The sequence below is a fragment of the Rikenella sp. genome (assembly GCF_056799795.1).
On the sequence record NZ_JBQIQO010000008.1, the window covers coordinates 39,195 to 58,714 of the forward strand.

General features: G+C 59.7%; 18 protein-coding genes and 1 tRNA gene. 13 read left to right on the forward strand and 6 right to left on the reverse strand.

Features of this window, described 5'->3' with window-relative positions:
• Window positions 1-62 precede the first annotated feature (62 nt).
• Window positions 63-138: transfer RNA gene (locus ACTO3O_RS03485), tRNA-His, on the reverse strand.
• Window positions 139-224: 86 nt separating this feature from the next.
• Here ACTO3O_RS03485 and ACTO3O_RS03490 point away from each other — a divergent pair.
• The 5 genes from ACTO3O_RS03490 to ACTO3O_RS03510 are packed head-to-tail and all read left to right on the forward strand — an operon-like array spanning window position 225 to window position 4,012.
• The gene (locus ACTO3O_RS03490; RefSeq protein ID WP_297830070.1) at window positions 225-1,481 is read left to right on the forward strand and encodes an ABC transporter permease; all 1,257 of its coding nucleotides are present in this window, start codon (window positions 225-227) and stop codon (window positions 1,479-1,481) included.
• Window positions 1,478-2,206, forward strand: coding sequence for a bifunctional demethylmenaquinone methyltransferase/2-methoxy-6-polyprenyl-1,4-benzoquinol methylase UbiE (gene ubiE, locus ACTO3O_RS03495; protein ID WP_367270586.1), 729 nt, complete (start codon window positions 1,478-1,480; stop codon window positions 2,204-2,206). Before ACTO3O_RS03490 ends, ubiE begins: the two co-directional genes overlap by 4 nt.
• Entirely contained in the window at window positions 2,203-2,733 is a 531-nt protein-coding gene (locus ACTO3O_RS03500; protein ID WP_297830072.1) for an LEA/WHy family protein, read from the forward strand. The genes ubiE and ACTO3O_RS03500 overlap by 4 nt, the downstream gene beginning before the upstream one ends.
• 14 nt (window positions 2,734-2,747) lie before the next feature.
• Complete coding sequence (locus tag ACTO3O_RS03505) at window positions 2,748-3,278, forward strand: hypothetical protein (RefSeq protein WP_298080666.1); 531 nt, start codon at window positions 2,748-2,750, stop codon at window positions 3,276-3,278.
• Window positions 3,275-4,012 carry a ComF family protein gene (locus ACTO3O_RS03510; RefSeq protein ID WP_297830076.1) on the forward strand — a complete coding sequence of 246 codons (738 nt, stop codon included), beginning with the start codon at window positions 3,275-3,277 and terminating at the stop codon, window positions 4,010-4,012. The genes ACTO3O_RS03505 and ACTO3O_RS03510 overlap by 4 nt, the downstream gene beginning before the upstream one ends.
• 20 nt (window positions 4,013-4,032) lie before the next feature.
• On the opposite strand, the gene ACTO3O_RS03515 is transcribed toward ACTO3O_RS03510, so the two are convergent.
• Complete coding sequence (locus ACTO3O_RS03515; RefSeq protein WP_297830078.1) at window positions 4,033-5,073, reverse strand: DUF8457 domain-containing protein; 1,041 nt, start codon at window positions 5,071-5,073, stop codon at window positions 4,033-4,035.
• A 307-nt stretch (window positions 5,074-5,380) separates the two neighbouring features.
• Here ACTO3O_RS03515 and ACTO3O_RS03520 point away from each other — a divergent pair, with 307 nt between their 5' ends.
• The gene (locus ACTO3O_RS03520; RefSeq protein ID WP_297830080.1) at window positions 5,381-6,373 is read left to right on the forward strand and encodes an NYN domain-containing protein; all 993 of its coding nucleotides are present in this window, start codon (window positions 5,381-5,383) and stop codon (window positions 6,371-6,373) included.
• Between the two features lie 57 nt (window positions 6,374-6,430).
• Here the strand turns inward: ACTO3O_RS03520 and ACTO3O_RS03525 are convergent, their stop codons facing one another.
• Together ACTO3O_RS03525 and ACTO3O_RS03530 are read right to left on the reverse strand one after the other, a co-directional pair.
• Window positions 6,431-7,534 (reverse strand): MnmA/TRMU family protein, encoded by a 1,104-nt coding sequence (locus ACTO3O_RS03525; protein ID WP_297830083.1) that lies wholly within the window; start codon window positions 7,532-7,534, stop codon window positions 6,431-6,433.
• A gap of 47 nt (window positions 7,535-7,581) precedes the next feature.
• On the reverse strand, window positions 7,582-7,962 hold the full coding sequence (locus tag ACTO3O_RS03530) for a DUF3276 family protein (RefSeq protein WP_294592816.1): 381 nt from the start codon (window positions 7,960-7,962) through the stop codon (window positions 7,582-7,584).
• A gap of 304 nt (window positions 7,963-8,266) precedes the next feature.
• Between ACTO3O_RS03530 and ACTO3O_RS03535 the strand changes: the two genes are divergently transcribed.
• Window positions 8,267-9,649: a TIGR00341 family protein gene (locus ACTO3O_RS03535; RefSeq protein ID WP_297830085.1), complete on the forward strand. Its 1,383-nt coding sequence runs from the start codon at window positions 8,267-8,269 to the stop codon at window positions 9,647-9,649.
• A 538-nt stretch (window positions 9,650-10,187) separates the two neighbouring features.
• Here ACTO3O_RS03535 and ACTO3O_RS03540 read toward each other — a convergent pair.
• Both ACTO3O_RS03540 and ACTO3O_RS03545 read right to left on the reverse strand, forming a co-directional pair.
• Window positions 10,188-10,385 (reverse strand): hypothetical protein, encoded by a 198-nt coding sequence (locus tag ACTO3O_RS03540; RefSeq protein ID WP_297830087.1) that lies wholly within the window; start codon window positions 10,383-10,385, stop codon window positions 10,188-10,190.
• A 64-nt stretch (window positions 10,386-10,449) separates the two neighbouring features.
• Window positions 10,450-10,602 carry a hypothetical protein gene (locus ACTO3O_RS03545; RefSeq protein WP_297830089.1) on the reverse strand — a complete coding sequence of 51 codons (153 nt, stop codon included), beginning with the start codon at window positions 10,600-10,602 and terminating at the stop codon, window positions 10,450-10,452.
• 114 nt (window positions 10,603-10,716) lie between these two features.
• On the opposite strand from ACTO3O_RS03545, the gene ACTO3O_RS03550 reads away from it, so the two are divergent.
• The 6 genes from ACTO3O_RS03550 to ACTO3O_RS03575 all read left to right on the forward strand — a co-directional run bounded on the left by ACTO3O_RS03550 (window position 10,717) and on the right by ACTO3O_RS03575 (window position 19,474).
• Window positions 10,717-13,362, forward strand: a complete 2,646-nt coding sequence (locus tag ACTO3O_RS03550; RefSeq protein WP_297830091.1) for a transglutaminase-like domain-containing protein — start codon at window positions 10,717-10,719, stop codon at window positions 13,360-13,362.
• A 167-nt stretch (window positions 13,363-13,529) separates the two neighbouring features.
• Window positions 13,530-14,495: a polyprenyl-phosphate transporter gene (locus ACTO3O_RS03555; protein WP_297830093.1), complete on the forward strand. Its 966-nt coding sequence runs from the start codon at window positions 13,530-13,532 to the stop codon at window positions 14,493-14,495.
• Between the two features lie 6 nt (window positions 14,496-14,501).
• Entirely contained in the window at window positions 14,502-15,251 is a 750-nt protein-coding gene (locus ACTO3O_RS03560) for a shikimate dehydrogenase family protein (protein ID WP_297830095.1), read from the forward strand.
• A gap of 59 nt (window positions 15,252-15,310) precedes the next feature.
• Entirely contained in the window at window positions 15,311-17,359 is a 2,049-nt protein-coding gene (locus ACTO3O_RS03565; RefSeq protein WP_482596463.1) for a dipeptidyl-peptidase 3 family protein, read from the forward strand.
• 169 nt (window positions 17,360-17,528) lie between these two features.
• On the forward strand, window positions 17,529-17,846 hold the full coding sequence (locus tag ACTO3O_RS03570) for a DUF4286 family protein (protein ID WP_297830097.1): 318 nt from the start codon (window positions 17,529-17,531) through the stop codon (window positions 17,844-17,846).
• 23 nt (window positions 17,847-17,869) lie between these two features.
• Window positions 17,870-19,474, forward strand: coding sequence for a glycoside hydrolase family 31 protein (locus tag ACTO3O_RS03575; protein WP_297830099.1), 1,605 nt, complete (start codon window positions 17,870-17,872; stop codon window positions 19,472-19,474).
• The last annotated feature ends 46 nt before the right edge of the window (window positions 19,475-19,520 follow it).

Consider the following 19,520-nt stretch of genomic DNA (forward strand, 5'->3'; position numbering starts at 1 on the left):
GAAAGAGGTCTGTTACATATTGAGTAACAGACCTCTTTCGGTTATATTGTGATAAGTAAAGCGGGTGGAAGATCGGGCTCGAACCGACGACCTCTTGAACCACAATCAAGCGTTCTAACCAACTGAACTACATCCACCGGGGGCAAAAGTACAACACTTTTCCGAACTTCCAAAAAAATTGAGCTACATTTGTCCGACGAATTGAATTTTCCGAGACCTCATCCATGATCGAGACTTTCATAGCCAGTCGGTTGGGCGCGCCGGGACGCAAGGGAAAAATTATGCTGCGCGTGGCGACGTTCTGTGTGGCGGTCAGCGTGGCGGTGATGCTCGTGGCACTGGGGGTGGTGAACGGATTCCGCGGCACGATCGGCGATAAGGTGGCGGGTTTTGCGGCCGATATCCGGGTCGCGGCGGCCGGAGGGGGAGGCGCGTACGAGACCCGGCCTGTGGAGGTCGATTCGGCCTGGATGGCCGAGTTGGCGGAGGTGGAGGGGGTGGCCTGGATCCAACGGTTTGCGACCAAAACCGGGGTGATTCGGGGTGAGGAGACGATCCAGGGGATTGTGCTGCGGGGCTTGGCGGCGGAGAGCGATACGATGTTTCTCCATGCGCAGCTGGTGGCCGGGCGGATTCCGGTTTATACCGATCGGGTCAGGAGTCGCGAGGCGGTGGTCTCGCAGCGGCTGTGCGACGGACTGGGGCTCGGGATGGGCGACCGGTTCGAGGCGTTGTTTATGGGCGACGGGGGGACGCGGCGCGATCGGTTTCGGGTGGCGGCGATCTACGACAGCGGGATGGAGGAGTTCGACCGGGCGACGGTTTTTTGCGATATGGGTGTCGTGCAGCGGCTGAACGGCTGGCGGTCGGGCGAGGTCGGAGGATACGAGGTGGCTGTGGCGCCGGGCTGCGACCGGTCGGCGGTGGCCGAGGCCTTGACCGAGGCGGTGGGCGGCGACGGGGCGTTTTGGTTCGGCTGGGGCGAGGAGGAGGGAGGCGAACGGTGGGAGGTGACGACGGTCGAGGAGCGGTATCCCCAGATTTTCGACTGGCTGGAGATGCTGGGGCTGAATACCACCCTCGTGATCGTCATCATGCTGGTCGTGGCGGTGGTCAACATGGCTTCCGGAGTGCTGATCGTCGTGCTGGAGCAGACCGGGACGATCGGCATCCTCAAGGCCTTGGGGATGCGCAACGGGACGTTGCAGCGCATCTTTGTGCTGCGGTCGGCGGGGATAACGCTCCGCGGATTGCTGTGGGGCGATGCGGTCGGGCTGGCGTTGTGCCTCCTGCAACAATATACGGGCTGCGTGACGCTCGATCCGGAGAGTTACATGATGGCGACGGTGCCGGTGCGGATCGACTGGATGCAGGCGGTGTGGCTCAACCTCGGTACGCTGGCCGTCGTTACGGCGGCGATGGGGCTGCCGACGGCGATCATCGCACGCATATCGCCCGAAAAATCGATTCGATTCCGATGATAAAACCTTATGACGAAGACCCTGCGGGGAAGAAAGAACAGGTGCGGGTGATGTTCGATGCCATCGCCCGTCGCTACGACCTGTTGAACCGGGTGCTTTCGCTCGGGATCGACCGGCGGTGGCGGGCCCGGCTGGTGGGCGGCGTGCGGCGTCAGAGACCGGCGACCGTCTTGGATGTGGCTACCGGGACGGGCGATCTGGCCATCGCTGTGGGGCGCGCCTTGCCGACAGCGGCTGTCACGGGCGTCGATCTGTCGCCCGGGATGTTGCGCATCGGGCGCGAGAAGGTGGCCGCCCGTTTTCCGGGGCGGGAGTTTCCGATGGTCGAGGGCGATGCCGAGCGGTTGCCGTTCGACGAGGGGCGGTTCGAGGCGGTGACCTGCGGATTCGGCGTGCGGAATTTCGAAAATCTGACCCGCGGCCTGAGCGAAATGTATCGGGTGCTGGTGCCGCAGGGGAGGGTTTATATCCTCGAATTTTCGATGCCTTCCCGACATAATGCGCTGGGGTGGCTCTATCGGTTCTATTTCCGGCGCATTTTGCCGGCTGTCGGACGGCTGGTGTCGCGCGATGCGCGGGCTTACAGCTACCTGCCCGAGTCGGTGGGCGAGTTTCCGTACGGCGAGCCTTTCTGTCGGCTCCTGACGGAGGCGGGTTTCGTCCGACCGCAGATGCGGCGGTTGACGGGGGGGATTGCCATGATTTATACAGCTGAAAAACCATGAAACGATATTTTTCTATTTGGTTGGGAGGGCTCCTGGCCTGCCTGCTCGTCGGGTGCGGCGCGCGTCCGTTGATGCAGCTGCGTGTCACCGAGATCGCATCAGCTTCGGTCGAACGGTTCGGCGTCGGCTTCGTCGAAGGGGTGGTTCGGGTCGAGGTGGATAACCGCAATCGGGATCGGGTGATTTTCGATGCCATGCGATTCGATTTGCGACTGGATGGGGCGACGGTGGGGACGATGAGGTCGCGACAATCGTTCGTTGTGGAGCCGGGATTGCACCGGGTCGAGATCCCGTTTCGCTTCCGGTTTGGGCTGGAGACGGTGACGACGGTCATGCCGAAGTTGGTCGGGCTGGCCCGGGGAACGATTTCGGCTCGGGAGGCGGACTTGCGTGTGGCGGGTACGCTGGAGTTCGTGGCTGGCCGGCCTTTGCGGGAGCGGACGGTTCGGTTCAGCCGACGGGTGAATGCGGAACAGGTAAGGAGGAGTTTGGAGCAGATGCCGATGAACTTTTTAATGACAGATTGAAATACGACGGAACGATGAAAATAGGGTTGATTTCATTTTTTGCATTTTTCTGCCTCCTTTCGGCGGAGGCTCAGGAGCGGATCGGAAACTACACGGCGCGGTTGCGGACGCCCGACGTCGCGACGGGAGCTCAGGCGGTGGTGAGCAACGACGGCTCGGTGAGCGCGGCGTTGCGTTCCGTGCGGAGGAAAGATCGGGTGACGGGCTACCGGATCTGCATCTTTTTCGACAATACGCAGGAGGCGCGGAGCCGGGCGTACGGGGCGTTGGCTACCTTCAAAAGCCGCTTCCCGGGGATTCCGGGCGAGGTGATCTACGACAATCCGACTTTTCGGACGATGGTCGGGTATTGCATGGATATGACCGAGGTGTCGATGCTCTTGGGGCGGGTTCGCGAGCTCTTTCCCAAGGCGGTGGTGCGCGGCGAGACGATGGCGGTGTCTCAGTTGCGACACAGTCCGATCATCGGCGGCGGGGCCGATGACGAGGCGCTGACGACAGAGGCGGGAGATTCGGGTGAGGAGTTTAACGATTCGAAGAATTGACACTGCGTTCGCTGATACGGCCTTTGCGGGAAGGGTTGAGGTGGCTGGGCGAACAGCTCTTTCCGCCGGTCTGTCCGGTCTGCGGCACTGCGTTGGGGCGAGGCGAACGGACGATCTGCCTGCGGTGCCGCTGGGAGATGCCTCTGACCGACGACTGGGTGGCCGCGCGCAATCCGGTCGTCGCCCGAATGGAGCGTTCGATTTCGGAGCTGACCCATGCGGCGGCTCTCTTCGCCTTTCGGCACGAGAGCGGTTATCGGCGGATGATTCATGCTTTGAAATATGCCGGTCGGCGCGATATCGCGGTGGCGATGGGCGAGATGTTCGGACGCGAGTTGCGCGAGTCGCCGTTTTATCGGGATATAGAGCTGTTGATTCCTGTGCCTTTGCACTGGACGAAGCGGTTGCGGCGCGGATATAACCAGGCCGAAGAGATTTGCGTGGGATTGTCGCGGAGTATGGGTGTTCCGTATGATTTTCGATCGTTGCGGCGGGTGCGCCGCACGCGGACGCAGGCACGGCGCAGGGATGCCGCCGACCGGCATCGGAATGTGGAGGGGGCTTTTCGGCTGACCCGGCCGGAACGGCTGGCGGGCAGACACATCCTGTTGGTGGACGACGTGCTGACCACCGGTGCGACCGTGGCAGCTTGTGCGGCGGCCGTCCGACGGGACGCTGCTGGGGTGCGGATCAGCGTGGCGGCGTTGGCCGCCGTGCGCGGAGCGGGACGATAAGACAGAAGAAGGGGAGGCCCTCAGGCCTCCCCTTCTTCTGTTCCGAACCGTGCTTCCAGCAGGTCGATGAACTTGATCGTCGCCGCATTCTCCGGAATCCAGCGGTACATCTCGCCGATGTAGACCAGCGCCTCCTCTAACGACCCCATGGTGTCTAATTTTTCGCATTCCGACTCGAACATCGCCTCGTTCCCGTGGAACAGGGTGTCGATCATCTCGTGTCGCGCATAAGGGCTCACTTCGATGCCGAAGATGCGCGGCGCTTCCGGCTTTTTCTTTTCCGGCTTCCGGCCGCTTTTCGGTGTCTCGTCCGCTTCCGCAGCCCGCTCTGTTGTAGGTGTATTCGTCGGTGCCGTTACCTCAGGTTCCATCGCCGGCACTTCGGTCGCTTGCGGATAGCCCTCCCGCGAACCGCTCTCCTGCGTCAGGTAGCTCTCTTCCGACCGGCCTCCTTTCTCCGGAGTTTCGGTCTCCGGCTCGATCTCCTGCTCGGGCTCTGATTCCGGTTCCGGTTCGATCTCGGTTTCGGTTATCGTAACGGGTTCGACCGGCTCCGGTTCTACAGCCGATTCGGCTGCAGCAGCCTCCGGGAAAGGCAGAACCACCTCCCGCTCTTCCAGAAAACGCGTCTGCGACGGGCAGGGATCCTGTTCGCCCACCTCCTGCACTGTATGGGTCGTTTGCGACATCCGGTCTTCCCGCTCAGCGGCCGGACGCTCTTCGAACTGCGCGGTCGCTGCCGGCTCGGTGGCCGCCCCGCTCTCCGCCATCGGCGCAAAACCGTAGTCGACTCCTCCGCCGTTCACTTCGAACGATTCGTCTTCCGGCGCCATGCCGTCGTATCCGTTCGTCGCCGGTACGTGTTCCACCTCGACTCTCGCTGCCGCCAGTTGCATCGCCACGCCGTCCGTACACCGCAACTGCATGATTTCTGCGTATATCCGTTGCATCCGTTCCAGTACGATGTCCCGTTCGATGGTCGGTACGCGGCCCGTTTCGTGCCACCGGGCCACGTAAGCGGCCACTTGTTTCAGTCCGATCTCCATTTCATGATATCCCATAACGCTGCGCTTTTTTATACCAAAATTCAAAAATAGGGTTTTCTTCGCTCTTTTCTCATAAACCGTGCCAAGTTTTTTTATCGGCCCGGTTCGGCCGCTATCCGAAAATAGTGTCAGAAATCCGACCGGTCATTTCGAAACAAATCCTTCGCAATCGTTTATTTATGTTCGATTTCGTTCAATGGCGCGATCTTTCCGGAAGAAAGGACGAAAACCGATTCACTTTAATGAAAATATATTATCTTTGAACCCGTCATAGAATTGACCTAAATAACTCTCACGATTCCAGTCGTTTCTATTGTATCTTATGTATTCCAACCATTGCGCTGCGCCCAAGATCGGCGTGTTTTATGACGGCAACTTTCTGCTCCACGCGTCGAATTATTACAATTACATCCATCCCCAGCGGCGACGCTTGTGCCTGAACGGATTGCACGACTTCATCTGTCAGCGGGTGGCCGAAGAGGAGGGGATCGATCCGAAACGCTGTCGGGTCAACGAGGCGCACTATTTTCGCGGCCGGCTCAATGCTTCCGACGCGGCGCAACGCGGCAGCCAGTTGTATCACGACCGGGTCTTCGACGATATCCTGATGTCGGAAGGGGTACATCCGCACTACCTGCCGCTTCGCAACATCTACGGACGGAAGGAGGAGCGCGGAACGGACGTGTGGCTGGCGCTGGAGGTCTACGAGATGGCGCTCCGGGGCAAGATCGACATTGCGGTGCTGGTGGTGGCGGATACGGACTATGTGCCGCTGGTGCGCAAGCTCATTGCACTGGGGGTGCGGGTGATGCTGATCAGCTGGGAGTTCGAGTACATCAACGACGAGGGGAATCGGATCGTGACCAAAACATCGCACGAGCTGCTCAACCTGGCGCACTATCCGGTGCCGATGCAGGAGGTGATCGATTGTGGGTTGAAACAGAATAATCAGTTGATTATGAATCTCTTCGTGGCGAACGATGCCAAGTCGCAAGGCGGCGACGCGGCGGAAGAGGGAGGGGAAGAGGCTGACGAGACGGTGGTCGAAGCGGAGGACGAGTTTACGCCGCCGGGACGGGCCGGACGGGAGCCGGGAGCGCGGTATACGAGTACGATTCTCAGCATCAAGACGGGGTACGGGTTTATCAAATACCCGAACAACAACCTCTTTTTCCACAGTCTGGATGTGATCGAAGGCGATTTCTCGGCGTTGGCGCCGGGGGACGAGGTGGAGTTCTCGATCGACCAGAACGATCAGGGGCAGGATGTGGCGAAACAGGTGAAGCGCCTCGGCGAGGCTGGGTTCGGGGCGTAGTGCGCATCTTTGAATCCTTCGGCACTGCCGCTTTCTTTCACGAAAGCGGCAGTGCTGTTATATCCTGTCCAGGATGCCGCCACCGACCACGCAATCGTTCAGATAGAAAACCGCCGGCTGGCCGGGCATCGGAGCCCAGACCGAATCGTTCGACAGGTCGATCCGCATTCGGCTGTCCGGTTCGACCGTGATTCGAGCTCCTTTTTGCGGATTGCGCCCGATGCCCCGCACCCGAATCTCCAACTCATCGGCATATCTTGACAACATCGAGGGTGCGACTACTGTCCGCCACGCCGTCAGCCACACGGTGCGTCGCGATAGCGCCTCCTCTTCCGTGCTGACGACCACGCGGTTCCGTGACGGATCGAGCGAAACTACCCGCATCGGCTTCCCGCCTTTGTTCAGTGCCGAAGCGATCGGTGAAATCCCCCGTTTTTGTCCTGCCGTGTAGAGTCCGTATCCTTCGTGTCGGCCCACCGCCGCTCCCGTCCGCCAATCGACCGCCTCGCCGGAGGTCAGGCAGCCGACCGGTAAATGGCGTCGTAAAAAATCTTCGTAATTCGAATCTCCCGTAAAACAGACTCCCATGCTCTCCCGATCTGTCGGCAGGCCGGTATATCGCCTCGCCATGCCGGCCTTTACGGCCTGTTTGGTGTAGCCGCCCAACGGCAAAATCGCCCGGGAGACGATCTCTTCCGGCACATCCCACAAATAGTAAGACTGGTCTTTCGCCGCATCTGCGCCGCGCCGGAAACAAACGTGTCCGTCCAGGGTCGCTGTGCGTGCATAGTGTCCCGTCGCGATGTGCCGAATCCCCATCCGGTCGGCCGTCTCGGCTAAGAGTCGCCATTTGATCCGCGGATTGCAGCGCGAACACGGAGCCGGTGTCCGTCCCGCAGCGTGTTCCGCCAGCGTGTAGTCGATGATTTCGCGCCGGAACAGCTCGTGGCAAGGCTCGATCATCAAGGGTATACCCATCCTCTCGGCCATCTCCCGTGCCCGTTCCCGTGCCGGAGCGGCGTCGAGCATGTCCAAAAAAAGAGCGCGAGGACGGTATCCCGCCTCGCGCAGTAGTTCCGCAGCAGTCGCAGAGTCGATGCCGCCGCTCCATGCAACCAATACTTCGGTGCCCGGCGCCATTTCGTATCGCTCTTTCGACATGCGGCGTTTGTTCGGTCGTTTACCTGAAAGACAAGTAAACCGCCGAATTACAACCCTTTGAAGAAATCGTCTTCAGAGATCGAGCTCGTCCCTTCCGACGCATTGGCCGGTCCCGAGCCGATTGCCGAACCGTCCGGGTTGAACAGCTCCGGGCGTTCGCGTTTCACGTAGTCTACCACCTCTTTGAAACCTTCGCCGAATTTCTGGAAGTCTTCTTTGTATAAGTGAATCTTGTGCTTGTCGATCGTGAAACTCCCGTCACGCATCTGCTTCTTGCGGCTTTCGGTGATCGTCACATAGTAGTCCCCGCCGCGCGTAGCTTTCACATCGAAGTAGTAGATGCGCTTCCCCGCCTTCACCGGCACGGAGTACAGTTCATCGCCCATAGAGTCCATCTCGCTCCGGTCGTTGTAGTCAAAATTGCTCATACAGTTTTAATTTAAGTTATTGGTAGCGTGTCCGTTCGGGCACGCCGGTTATCCTTAGTTCAGTCGTTCGGTTCCGCCGGTCGGACAACAGGCCGAAACCACCCTGCAAGGAGCGGTGCTCCCCGATTCGTTTTTCAAATGTAGATAAAAAATCATATCCCGAAAAATTTTAGGCGACTTTTTCTGTGAACTTTATTTTGCGGGGGATCGGCAGTCCGGCGGGAATCTCGTTGCGGGCGGCGGGTTGCGACTCCTCGGGAAAAGCCGTATCTTTGTCTCTCGCTGAACGAAAACTGTTGTTCTTATGCCTGAATCGAACGAGTTCAATACGTCGCTCCGCAGCCGTTTTCTCAATTTTATCCGCGATCGTTTCAACCTCGACGAGGACAAGGCCTCGGAGGAGGAGGTGCGTGAGAATATCAACCGGGGGGTCGAGTTCCGGGGGACGAATCTGTGGGTGTTGATCTTCGCGATCTTCATCGCGTCGATCGGTCTGAATGTCAACTCCACGGCGGTGATCATCGGGGCGATGCTCGTGTCGCCGCTGATGGGGCCGATCATGGGGGTGGGGCTGGCTTTGGGGGTCAATGATTTCGACCTGATGAAACAGTCGCTGCGCAGCCTGGGGCTGGCGGCGGCGGTGGGGCTGGCCACGTCGACTCTCTATTTCTGGATCAGTCCGATCAGTACGGCCCAGAGCGAGTTGCTGGCCCGGACGACGCCGACTATTTATGATGTGCTGATCGCGCTGTTCGGGGGGCTGGCCGGAATCGTGGCCCAGTCGCGCAAGGATCGGACTTCGACGGTGATTCCGGGGGTGGCGATCGCTACGGCGCTGATGCCGCCGCTCTGTACGGCCGGATTCGGGCTGGCGCGGGGGAATATGGCCTTTTTTCTCGGGGCGTTCTATCTTTTCTTTATCAATGCGGTGTTCATCGCGGTCGGGACGTTCATTATCGTTCGGTTTCTGAAGTACCGGAAGACGGCTTTCGTCGATCCCAAACGGGAGCGGCGGGCGAGACGTTATATGACGGTGATCGTGACCATGACGTTGGTGCCGAGTATCGTGCTGGCTTACGACATCGTGCAGCGCACGATTTTCGAGAGCAATGCCCGGGAATATATCGAGCGGGTGTTGACGTTCGACGGGGCGGAGGTGGTGAGCGCCACGCCGACCTATGCGCGCGACACTTCGACGATCGATGTGATGCTGATCGGGAATAAAGTGTCGGAGGATGCGATTGCGCTGGCTCGCAATCAGTTGCCGGCCTATCGTCTGGAGCATACGCGGTTGGTGGTGCATCAGGCGGGGACGGACGATGGGTTGGACGGGCGGATGATGCAGAGCGTCCTGCACAGCAATGTCGAGATTCTGGAGGAGAAGAATCGGAAAATCGAGCGGTTGCAGCAGCTGACCGATCGTTATTTGCGGGATACGTTGCCTGCGGCGGATATTGTGCGTGAGTTGGGATCGTTGTGGGGGACGCAGCTGGTGGGGCGGGTGAGTCTGTCGAAGGTTCCGGTCTTTACGGGTGACGGTCGGGTGGCGGATACGGTGGTCTATTGTTACATTGTTCCGGCGTCGGATGTCTCTTTGGAGGAGGATCAGCGTCGGAAGCTGACGGAGTGGCTTCGGGTACGGACGAAGATGCGCACGGTGGAGTTGGTGGTGAAGGCTGGGGAGTAAGAGGATTGTAGCGTTGCCTGCAAGTGTCGTATTGGTTAGGGTTTCGGCAGTTTGAGGATGCGTAAGCATCCGTCTAAAGTTTGGCTACACCTTCCTCCTGGCACCTCGGCCATTCAAACAAGTTTGATGGCTCTCGGTTGCTGCGTTGGTTCTTTGGTTCTTTCTGTTCACAGAAAGAACAGTTCGAGGCGGGGCAATGCCCAGCTCGCGCGCCGCCGCCTAAAGAGGGAAATCGTCAAAACGTGCCAGCACGTTTTGACGATTTCCCAAGACGCGCGAAAGAGTGGCGGAGCGAGAGCGGAGCCGCAGTGAGGCTGACACGGGGCGGCGAATTGCTATTGTTGGTCAAGGACGAATGGGCCGTGCTTTTGCGACCCAATGGGTCGCGCGGGCCGAAGCCTCCCGCAGCGGAGGCCCGCAACTGGCGTTGCTGTGGGCCCCGCAGGCTTCGGCCGCCAACGTCAACCAAAGAAGGTAGGGTAGAGACTGTCGGATTGCTTGGGGTAGACACAGCCAGTAAGAGACGCTGTGCGTCCGTTTATTCCGAGAGGCAACGCAACTGAATACCGTGGGCGCGACCGTCTGAGAAGCCGGTGTTGAGGTGCTGCGAATGGAAATTTAAGTCCAGGCCGCCGATGCCGCTCGTGGCGGATGACCAACTGTAACCGTTGCTGCCTACGTCGCCCAGCGCGCCTGAGTACGCGTCGCGGTAGCCCGGGGCGGTGCCGTTCGGCACTCGAACCGGGCAGCCTCGGTTCCATTGGGGTAGACACGGCCAGTAAAACGCCCTGTGGGCGCGTTTATTCCGAGAGGCAACGCAACTGAAGACCGTGACCACGGTAGTACGTGCCGCTGGGGTAGAGGCTCTGCGTGTAGAAAGCCAAAAATATGCCGTTAGCTCCACTCGCCGAAATCGACCAGAGAGACCCCTCGAGCCCATTGCCGCCCAGCACGCCCGAGCCCGAACTGCGGTAGCCCGGGGCGGGGACGAACGATACCCGAATCCCGAGAGTTCGGCGCTCGGAGAGACATGTTGAACATACCTAAAAACATTATACCCAAACACCATGAAGAAAACACTTTTTGCCGCATGGGCCCTCGCCTTGCTGACCGCCTGCGGCGGCAGCGGCCGGCTGGTGGAGCAGGCGCAGACCCGGCAACGTGTCGCCGAGCGAGTCGCCGAACGAGCGGACTGGCTCCCCGAACTGCCCGCCGAGGCCACCCCGAAAGAACGGGACGGAATGGAATTCCTCTATGCCTACATGCCCGTCGGCGATGCCACCGATTATGCACCGGAACTTTATCTGGCCAACGTGCGCGCCTCGCTTCGGGCTGCCGAAGAGATGCCCTGGGGACGGACGGTGCCGAACGATCTGTTCCTGCACTACGTACTGCCGGTACGTATTAATAATGAGAATCTGGATACCTCTCGCGTGACCTTCTACGACGAGTTGAAAGAGCGCGTCAAGGGGCTCAGTATGGAAGAGGCCATTCTGGAGGTGAACCACTGGTGCCACGAGAAGGTGATCTACACGCCGAGCGACGGGCGGACCATGTCTCCGTCGGCAGCCGTGCGGAATGCCCAGGGGCGGTGCGGCGAGGAGTCTACCTTTACCGTGGCCGCTCTGCGGGCCGTGGGGATTCCCGCGCGGCAGGTCTATACCCCGCGGTGGGCGCATACCGACGACAACCACGCCTGGGTCGAAGCGTGGGCCGACGGGAAGTGGTACTACTTCGGAGCCTGCGAACCGGAACCGGTGCTCGATATGGGGTGGTTCGACGGCCCTAGCAAGCGCGGGATGCTGATGCACACGAAAGTTTTCGGCGATTATCTCGGCGACGAAGAGGTGATCGGCCGCACCCCGCTCCATACCGAAATCAACGTCACCCACAACTACGCTCCGGTGGCGACCGCGACCATTGTGGTGCGCGATACGACCGGCGCGGCGGTACCGGGAGCATCGGTGGATTTCGGGATTTATAATTATGCCGAGTTCTATCCTGCCGTGCGCAAAAAGGCCGATGCCGAGGGGAAAACCACGATGACCGCCGGATTGGGCGACATGCTCGTCTGGGCGACCGACGGGGCTGACTTCGGATACGAAAAACTCTCGTTCGGGAAGCAGGATACGCTGGTGATCGTTCTGAATCGTCGGGGCGGAGCGGGTGAAAGCTATGCCGCTGCGTTCGACATCGTTCCGCCGGCGGAGGGCAAAACCGCGGATCGCGTGACGCCGGAACAACGGGCTGCCAACGGGCTGCGGCTGGCACAGGAGGACTCGATCCGGAATGCCTATATCTCCGGCTGGATGTCGAAGGAGGATGCCTTTGCGCTGGCGCAGCGGATCGGTGCCGATACCGCTCGGGTGTGGAACGCGATTTCGACGAGCCGCGGGAACTGGGCGGAGATTGCGAAATTCCTCTCCGAGGCGGCGAAGTTGGGTGAGTTGATTACAGCTTTCGACCTGCTGGATGTGGTCTCGACCAAAGACTTGCAGGACACGCCGGCGGCGGTGCTCGCCGATCACCTGACCGGTGCGACAGCCTATAAAGGACGGCCTTACTTTAAAGAGTATATCCTCAACCCGCGGGTGGGACGGGAGTTGCTGGTGCCTTATCGGTCGGCGATGGCCTCCGAACCGGCGACCATCGAGGAGATTATCCTTAAGGCGAAGGGGGTGGAGCTGGTGGACAGCCTCAACCCGAGCCGGCTGCCGATCTCGGCCCTCGGGGTACAGCGTTCGGGGATGGGCGACCGGGCGGCTCGCGACCGTTATTTCATCGCCATGGCGCGCAGCAAGGGGATTCCGGCGCGGCATGAACCGGTGACGGGACGGTTGCAATACTACGATTTGTCGGCGACGTGCGGTGTGGATGCTTGGCGGAACGTCGATTTCGACGGTGAAGCGGCTTCGGCGGCTGCGGCGAGTGCCGTGCCGCGCGGGACGTTGATGGTGAACTACGTGCCGAGCAAACACAATGACGATCCGAAATATTACAGCCACTTTACGGTGGCGCGTTTCCGGAACGGGCGTTACGAGACGATCGAACTGAGCGATCCGGACGCGGATATGGGGGCTGCGGGCGCCTTGTCGTCGATTTTCCGGAAGCCGGTGGTGCTGGAGGCGGGCGACTACATGCTCACGAGCGGTACGCGGATGGCGGACGGAACGGTGTTGAGCGAGGTGCGCTTCTTTCCGATCGAGGCGGGGCGACAGACGACGATCGATATGACGATGCGCGAGGACGACAACGCCGTGCAGGTGATCGGCACGATGAATCCGGAGTCTAAATTTCTGGCCCAGGGGGCGACCGAGCCGCAGTCGATTCTTTCGACCACTGGTCGGGGGTACTTTGTGCTGGCTTTGTTGGAGGTGAAGAAAGAGCCGACTAACCATGCGTTGCGCGACATCGCCGCTCTCAAGACCGAGTTGGAACAGTGGGGCAGGGGGCTGGTGTTCCTCTTCCCGACGGCGGAACAGTTGGCGGCGTTCGACGCGTCGGAGTTCGGCGAGCTGCCGAAGACGATTACCTACGGCGTTGACAAAGACGGCGAGGTGGCCGGGATGCTTCGGCAGTCGCTGGAGTTGACGAATATGAACGATCTGCCGGTCTTTGTGGTGGCCGATACGTTCGGTCGGGTAGTGTTCGTTTCGCAGGGCTACCGGATCGGGCTGGGCGAGCAGATGATGAAGGTGATCCGCTCGTTGTAGGCGAGGATTGCTTTCTCGCAACGAAAAATCAAGCGGGCTCGGAATCTTTTCCGAGCCCGCTTTTTGGATGGCAAGCTTGTCGAGGGATTCGGTGGGGGCGGCGAGAGGGAAATTGCTTGAAAAAAGATACCTTTGTCTTTTCCGGTTAATTCGAATACTTCTTCTCTATGAAATCGAAAAGAAACTATCCCCTGCTGGTGCTCAAGGGCATCGGAATGGGGGCCGCCGATGTGATTCCAGGCGTCTCGGGCGGGACGATCGCTTTTATTACGGGGATTTACGAAGAGCTGGTCGGAGCGATCCGATCGTTCGACCTCACGGCGTTGAGGCTTCTGGGCCGGTTCGACCTGCGCGGATTCTGGCGACATATTCACGGCGGATTTCTCTTCTCCGTGCTGGCCGGGATCGCCATCTCGATCTTCTCGCTCGCCAAACTGATGAAATATCTCTTGGAGAGTTATCCGATCTTCGTCTGGTCGTTCTTCTTCGGACTGATTATCGCCTCGTCGTGGCTCGTGGCGCGCGAGGTGAAACGGTGGGGGATCGGCACCGTCGTCGCTTTGGTGGCGGGAGCCGTGGCCGCCTATGTGATTACGGTGCTGAGCCCGGCGTCGACGCCGGATGCGTGGTGGTTTATCGTGCTCTCGGGGGCGGTGGCGATCTGCGCCATGATCCTGCCCGGGATTTCGGGGGCTTTCATCTTGCTCTTGCTGGGCAAGTACGCCTATATTATCGGAGCCGTGTCGACCTTTAATGTGCCGGTGCTGCTGCTGTTCGCTGTGGGAGCGGTGGTGGGGATCGTCAGCTTCTCGCACCTCCTTTCGTGGCTGCTGGCCAAGTATCACGGGGTGACGGTGGCTTTGCTGACCGGTTTTATGGTGGGGTCGCTCAACAAGATATGGCCGTGGAAACGGGTGGTGGAAACCTATACCAATAGCCACGGCGAGGTCTTGCCGCTGGTGGAGCGGAATGTCCTGCCGGGGAGTTATGAGCAGCTGACCGGGCAGCCGGCGTTGTTGGGCTGGGCGATCGTGTTTATGGCGGCGGGATTCCTGCTGATCTGGGGGATCGAGCGGGGAGCGGCCGTGTTGTCGCGGCGGCGGGCGGCGGAACAGGAGGCCGAAAAGCATTAAGAAACGATGAAAAGATACGGGTTGATAGGTTTTCCGCTCGGACACTCCTTTTCGGCGGGCTATTTCGCAGCGAAGTTCGCGGCGGAGGGGTTGCAGGGGGAGTGTGCGTATGAAAATTTCCCGGTGGAGCGGATCGAGGAGTTGAGGCGGGTTTTGCCGGAGGATATCTGCGGGTTCAACATCACCATTCCGCACAAGCAACATGTCCTGCCGCTGTTGGCGGAGATCGACCCGGAGGCGCGGGAGGTGGGGGCGGTGAACTGCGTGCGGGTGGGGGCCGACGGCTCGTTCCGGGGTTATAATACGGATGTGTACGGTTTCGAGATGTCGTTGCGAGAGATGCTGCGGACTTTTCCGGGTGAGCTCTCGTCGCTGAAGGCACTGGTGTTGGGAACGGGAGGCGCGGCCCAGGCGGTGCATTACGTGTTGAACAAACTGGGGATTGCTTACGTCGAAGTATCGCGGACGGCGGCGGGAGCGGCTCGGCTGGCTTATGAACAGTTGACGCCGGAGATCGTGGCGGAACACCGGCTGATCGTCAACACCACGCCTTTGGGGATGTACCCCAATCAGGATGCCCGGCCGGCTCTGCCTTATGAGCGTATCGGGGCGGGGCATTACCTCTACGATCTGATCTACAATCCGGCCGAGACCGCTTTTCTGCGCGAGGGACGTCGGCGCGGGGCGTGGGTGAAGTGCGGGCTGGAGATGCTGGTGCTCCAGGCGGAGCGCAGCTGGGAAATCTGGAACGAGTGACCTCGAAGGCGGGGTAGAGCCGACTGGAAACGAAATATAACGAACTCAAAATACAGACGATGAAACAGAAGACCGGCCTGGCGGCCGCTTTGCTTATGACCACACTATTGACCACCGGTTGCGGAGCCGACCGCAACGCAAAGGATGCGCAGGCGGAGAACTTCCAATGGCACATCGACCGATTCGACGACATCAACGTGCTGCGCTATCGGGTACCCGATTTCGACAGCCTCACCCCGCGGCAGAAACAGTTTATCTACTACCTCGGTCAGGCTGCGCTCTGCGGACGGGATATCCTCTACGACCAGAACTGCAAATACAACCTCCCGGTGCGACGGACGCTCGAAGCCATTTATACGACTTACGACGGCGATAAGACCACCGACCAGTGGCTTGCGTTCGAAAAATACCTCAAAAAAGTCTGGTTCGCCAATGGCGTGCATCACCACTATTCCGGCGACAAGTTCACCCCGGAATTCAGTGCCGAGTATTTCGACACCCTGCTTGCCGCTACGCCTGCGGATAAGTTCGGAGATATTCAGGGGACGCTGCTCGACACCGTGAAAGCCGTGATTTTCGACCCGACGCTCTATCCGAAACGGGTCGATCAGACCGCCGGCGTGGATATGATTGCCGCATCGGCCTGCAACTACTACAACGGCGTGACCCAGCAGGAGGCCGAGGCGTTCTACACCGCCCTGACCGATACCACCGACCGGCAGCCGGTCTCTTACGGGCTGAACAGCCAGCTGGTCAAGGGGGCGGACGGGAAGATCGTCGAACGGGTCTGGTCGGCCGACGGGATGTACGGGCCGGCGATCCGCGAGATCGTCAAATGGCTGGAACGGGCCGCTGCGGTGGCCGACACGCCGGAGCAGGAGGCCTATACCCGGACGCTGATCGACTACTACAAGACCGGCGACCTGAAGCGTTTCGACGACTACAACGTGGCCTGGGTGCAGGACACGAAGTCGACGGTGGACTACGTGAACGGGTTTATCGAAAACTACGGCGATCCGCTGGGGTACAAGGCTTCATGGGAGTCGACCGTGAACTTCAAGAATCTTGAAGCGACCAAGACGACGCAGATTATCAGCGACAATGCCCAGTGGTTCGAAGACCACTCGCCGATCGATCCCCGGTACCGCAAACCGCAGGTCAAAGGGGTGTCGGCCAAGGTGATTACCGTAGCGATGCTGGGCGGCGACTGCTATCCCGCGACGCCGATCGGGATCAACCTGCCCAATGCGGACTGGATCCGGCGCGACCACGGTTCGAAATCGGTGACCATCGCCAACATTACGGCGGCTTACGATGCAGCCGCCGCCGGGAACGGCTTTGCCGAAGAGTTCATCCTGAGGCCGGAAGACCGCGAACTGCGTGCGAAGTGGGGGACGGTGGGGAATAACCTGCACACCGACCTGCACGAGTGTCTGGGACACGCTTCGGGACAATTGGCCGAAGGGGTGCGGGGCGACGAGTTGAAAAACTACGGCTCGACGCTCGAAGAGGCCCGGGCGGATCTGTTCGCGCTCTACTACATGAACGATCCGAAGCTGGTCGAGTTGGGGGTGATTCCGACGCTCGACGTGGCGAAGGCCGAGTACAACAACTACATGATGAACGGTCTGATGACGCAGCTGACGCGGATCGAGCCGGGCAAGAATATCGAAGAGGCGCACATGCGTAATCGGGCGTTGATCGCCGGTTGGGTTTACGAGCGGGGCAAGGCGGATCGGGTGGTGGAGTTTGTCACCGAAGCGGGGAAAACGTATGTGGTGGTGAACGACTACGATAAGTTGCGGGAGTTGTTCGGCGAGCTGCTGCGCGAGATTCAGCGCATCAAGTCGGAGGGCGATTTCAAGGCGGGGATGGAGCTGGTCGAACGGTACGGCGTGAAGGTCGATCCGACGTTGCACGGCGAGGTGTTGAAACGGTATGCGGCGTTGAATATAGCTCCTTACTCGGGCTTTGTGAATCCGCGGTATGTGCCGGTACTGGACGAGGCAGGAGCCATGACGGATGTCCGGATCGAGTACCCGACGGATTATGTGGATCAAATGTTGACCTACTCGTCGGAATACTCGTTCCTCCCGAATCGGAATTGATCGGGGGCAATTGTTTCAGACCGGACAGTTGTCATGTATTTGCGTCAGGTGCACGGATAAAGAATTGGGGTAGAGGCAGCCCCTTCCGAGTGCCGGAAGGCTCCGCCCGGCATCCGAAATCGGCCCTATACCCACTGAAGCCCTGAAACCAGACAGATTTCGAGAAACCATGTATATCGTAAATACCACCTTTATTGTCGAGCCCGCCGTGCATGAACGGTGGTACGACCTCTTTGTGAGGCAGTTCGTACCTTTTTTGCGCGCCGGTGGGTTCGGCAGCGACCAGACACGGATGCTTTTCACCCGCGTGCTGACCGACCACGGCGATCCGCATTACACCTACTCCTTGCAGATCGATGTGCCCGACATGGCCGAATACCAGCGATTCATGACCGAAATGATTGGTGAATACGCCTCCATCACCGGCCCGCTGTTCGGCGAACAAACCTTGTATTTCACCTCGTTACTCAAGAAAATAGTCCTTTGATCAGTCAAATTATAGCCAATCCGATGAAAAAGAACCGATATCTCTCGATTTTTCTGACCTCGATCGTTTTGTTGACAGTGTGCCGCACCGCCTCCGGACAACATAAGAGCGAAATTCCGGTGCTCGCCGGAGAGCGGTGGTGGGGAGCTTATACGGCTCTCGGTGCCGCCATGCCTTTCGAGGCCGCCGACCGGAGCTATCGGTTAGGCGCGGATAACCTCCAAAACCAGTCCGCTCCGTTCCTCGTCTCCAGCCTCGGACGGTATATTTGGAGCGACGCGCCGTTCACCTTTCGGTTCGACGGGCGGAAATTCCTCATCGACTCGCCCGTCGGAGACGTTCGGGCTGTGAAAGCCGGGAAAACCTTGCGCGAAGCCGTGATTCTCGGCAAAAACGCCCGGTTCCGCTCGAACGGACAGACCCCGCCCGAACGCTTTTTCAGCCGGCCGCAATATAATACCTGGATCGAACTGCAATACGACCAGAGCCAGGAGGCCATCGAACGCTACGCGGACGACATTCTGGCCCACGGCTTTCCTGCCGGGATACTGATGGTGGACGACAACTGGCAGCGGTACTACGGTAACTTCGACTTCAAAGCCGAGCGCTTTCCCGATCCGAAAGGGATGATCGACCGGTTGCACGCCAAAGGATTCAACGTGATGTTGTGGATGTCGCCGTTCGTGAGTCCGGACAGTCCGGAATTTCGCGAATTACAGTCCAAAGGGTTCCTTATCAAACAAAAAGGAACGAACAAAGCCGCGATCATACCGTGGTGGAACGGTTACAGCGCTTGTTACGACCTGACCAACCCGGCGGCGTTCGCTCATTTGCAGCGTCAGCTCGAACGCATGCAGCGGGAATATGGCGTGGACGGCTTCAAATTCGATGCCGGGGATACCTATTTTTATGATCCTGCCACCCAGGATTATCACGACAAGGACGCCCGGGCGGTCGATCACTTGCAGCGGTGGGGCGAACTGGGGAACCGGTTCCCGTACAACGAATATCGTGCCGCCTGGGGATTGCAGGGGTTGCCCCTCGTGCAGCGGCTCGCCGACAAGAACCACAGCTGGGAAGCCTTGCAACAGCTCGTGCCCGAGATGATCAATGCGGGGATTTTGGGGTATCCTTACACCTGTCCCGATATGGTCGGAGGCGGTCAGGTAGCCGACTTCTCCGCCGAAGCGCAGGAGCGGCTGGATCAGGATTTGATCGTCCGGTCGGCCCAGCTGCATGCCCTGATGCCGATGATGCAGTTCTCGGTCGCGCCGTGGCGCGTGCTCGACGCCGAACACCTCGGCTACTGCCGGGCAGCGGCGAAACTGCACGAAAAAATGGCCCCCTACCTGCTCGAAACCGCCGCACAGGCGGCCAAGACCGGCGAACCGATGGTACGGAGCATGGAGTATATGTATCCCAACAAAGGGTTCTGGGACTGTCGCGACCAGTATATGCTCGGGGCGAAATACCTCGTGGCTCCTGTGGTGACGGCCGAAGGCAAACGCACCGTGCGTCTGCCGCGCGGAACATGGGTGGACGATCAGGGGAAACGCTTCAAAGGGCCGTTGGTGATGGAGATTTCCGTGCCGCTCGGCCGCATTCCGTATTACGAACTGAAACGGTAGAACCGCTGGTTCGGTGACTGGCGGAAGGGGTGCTTGACAAAATGTC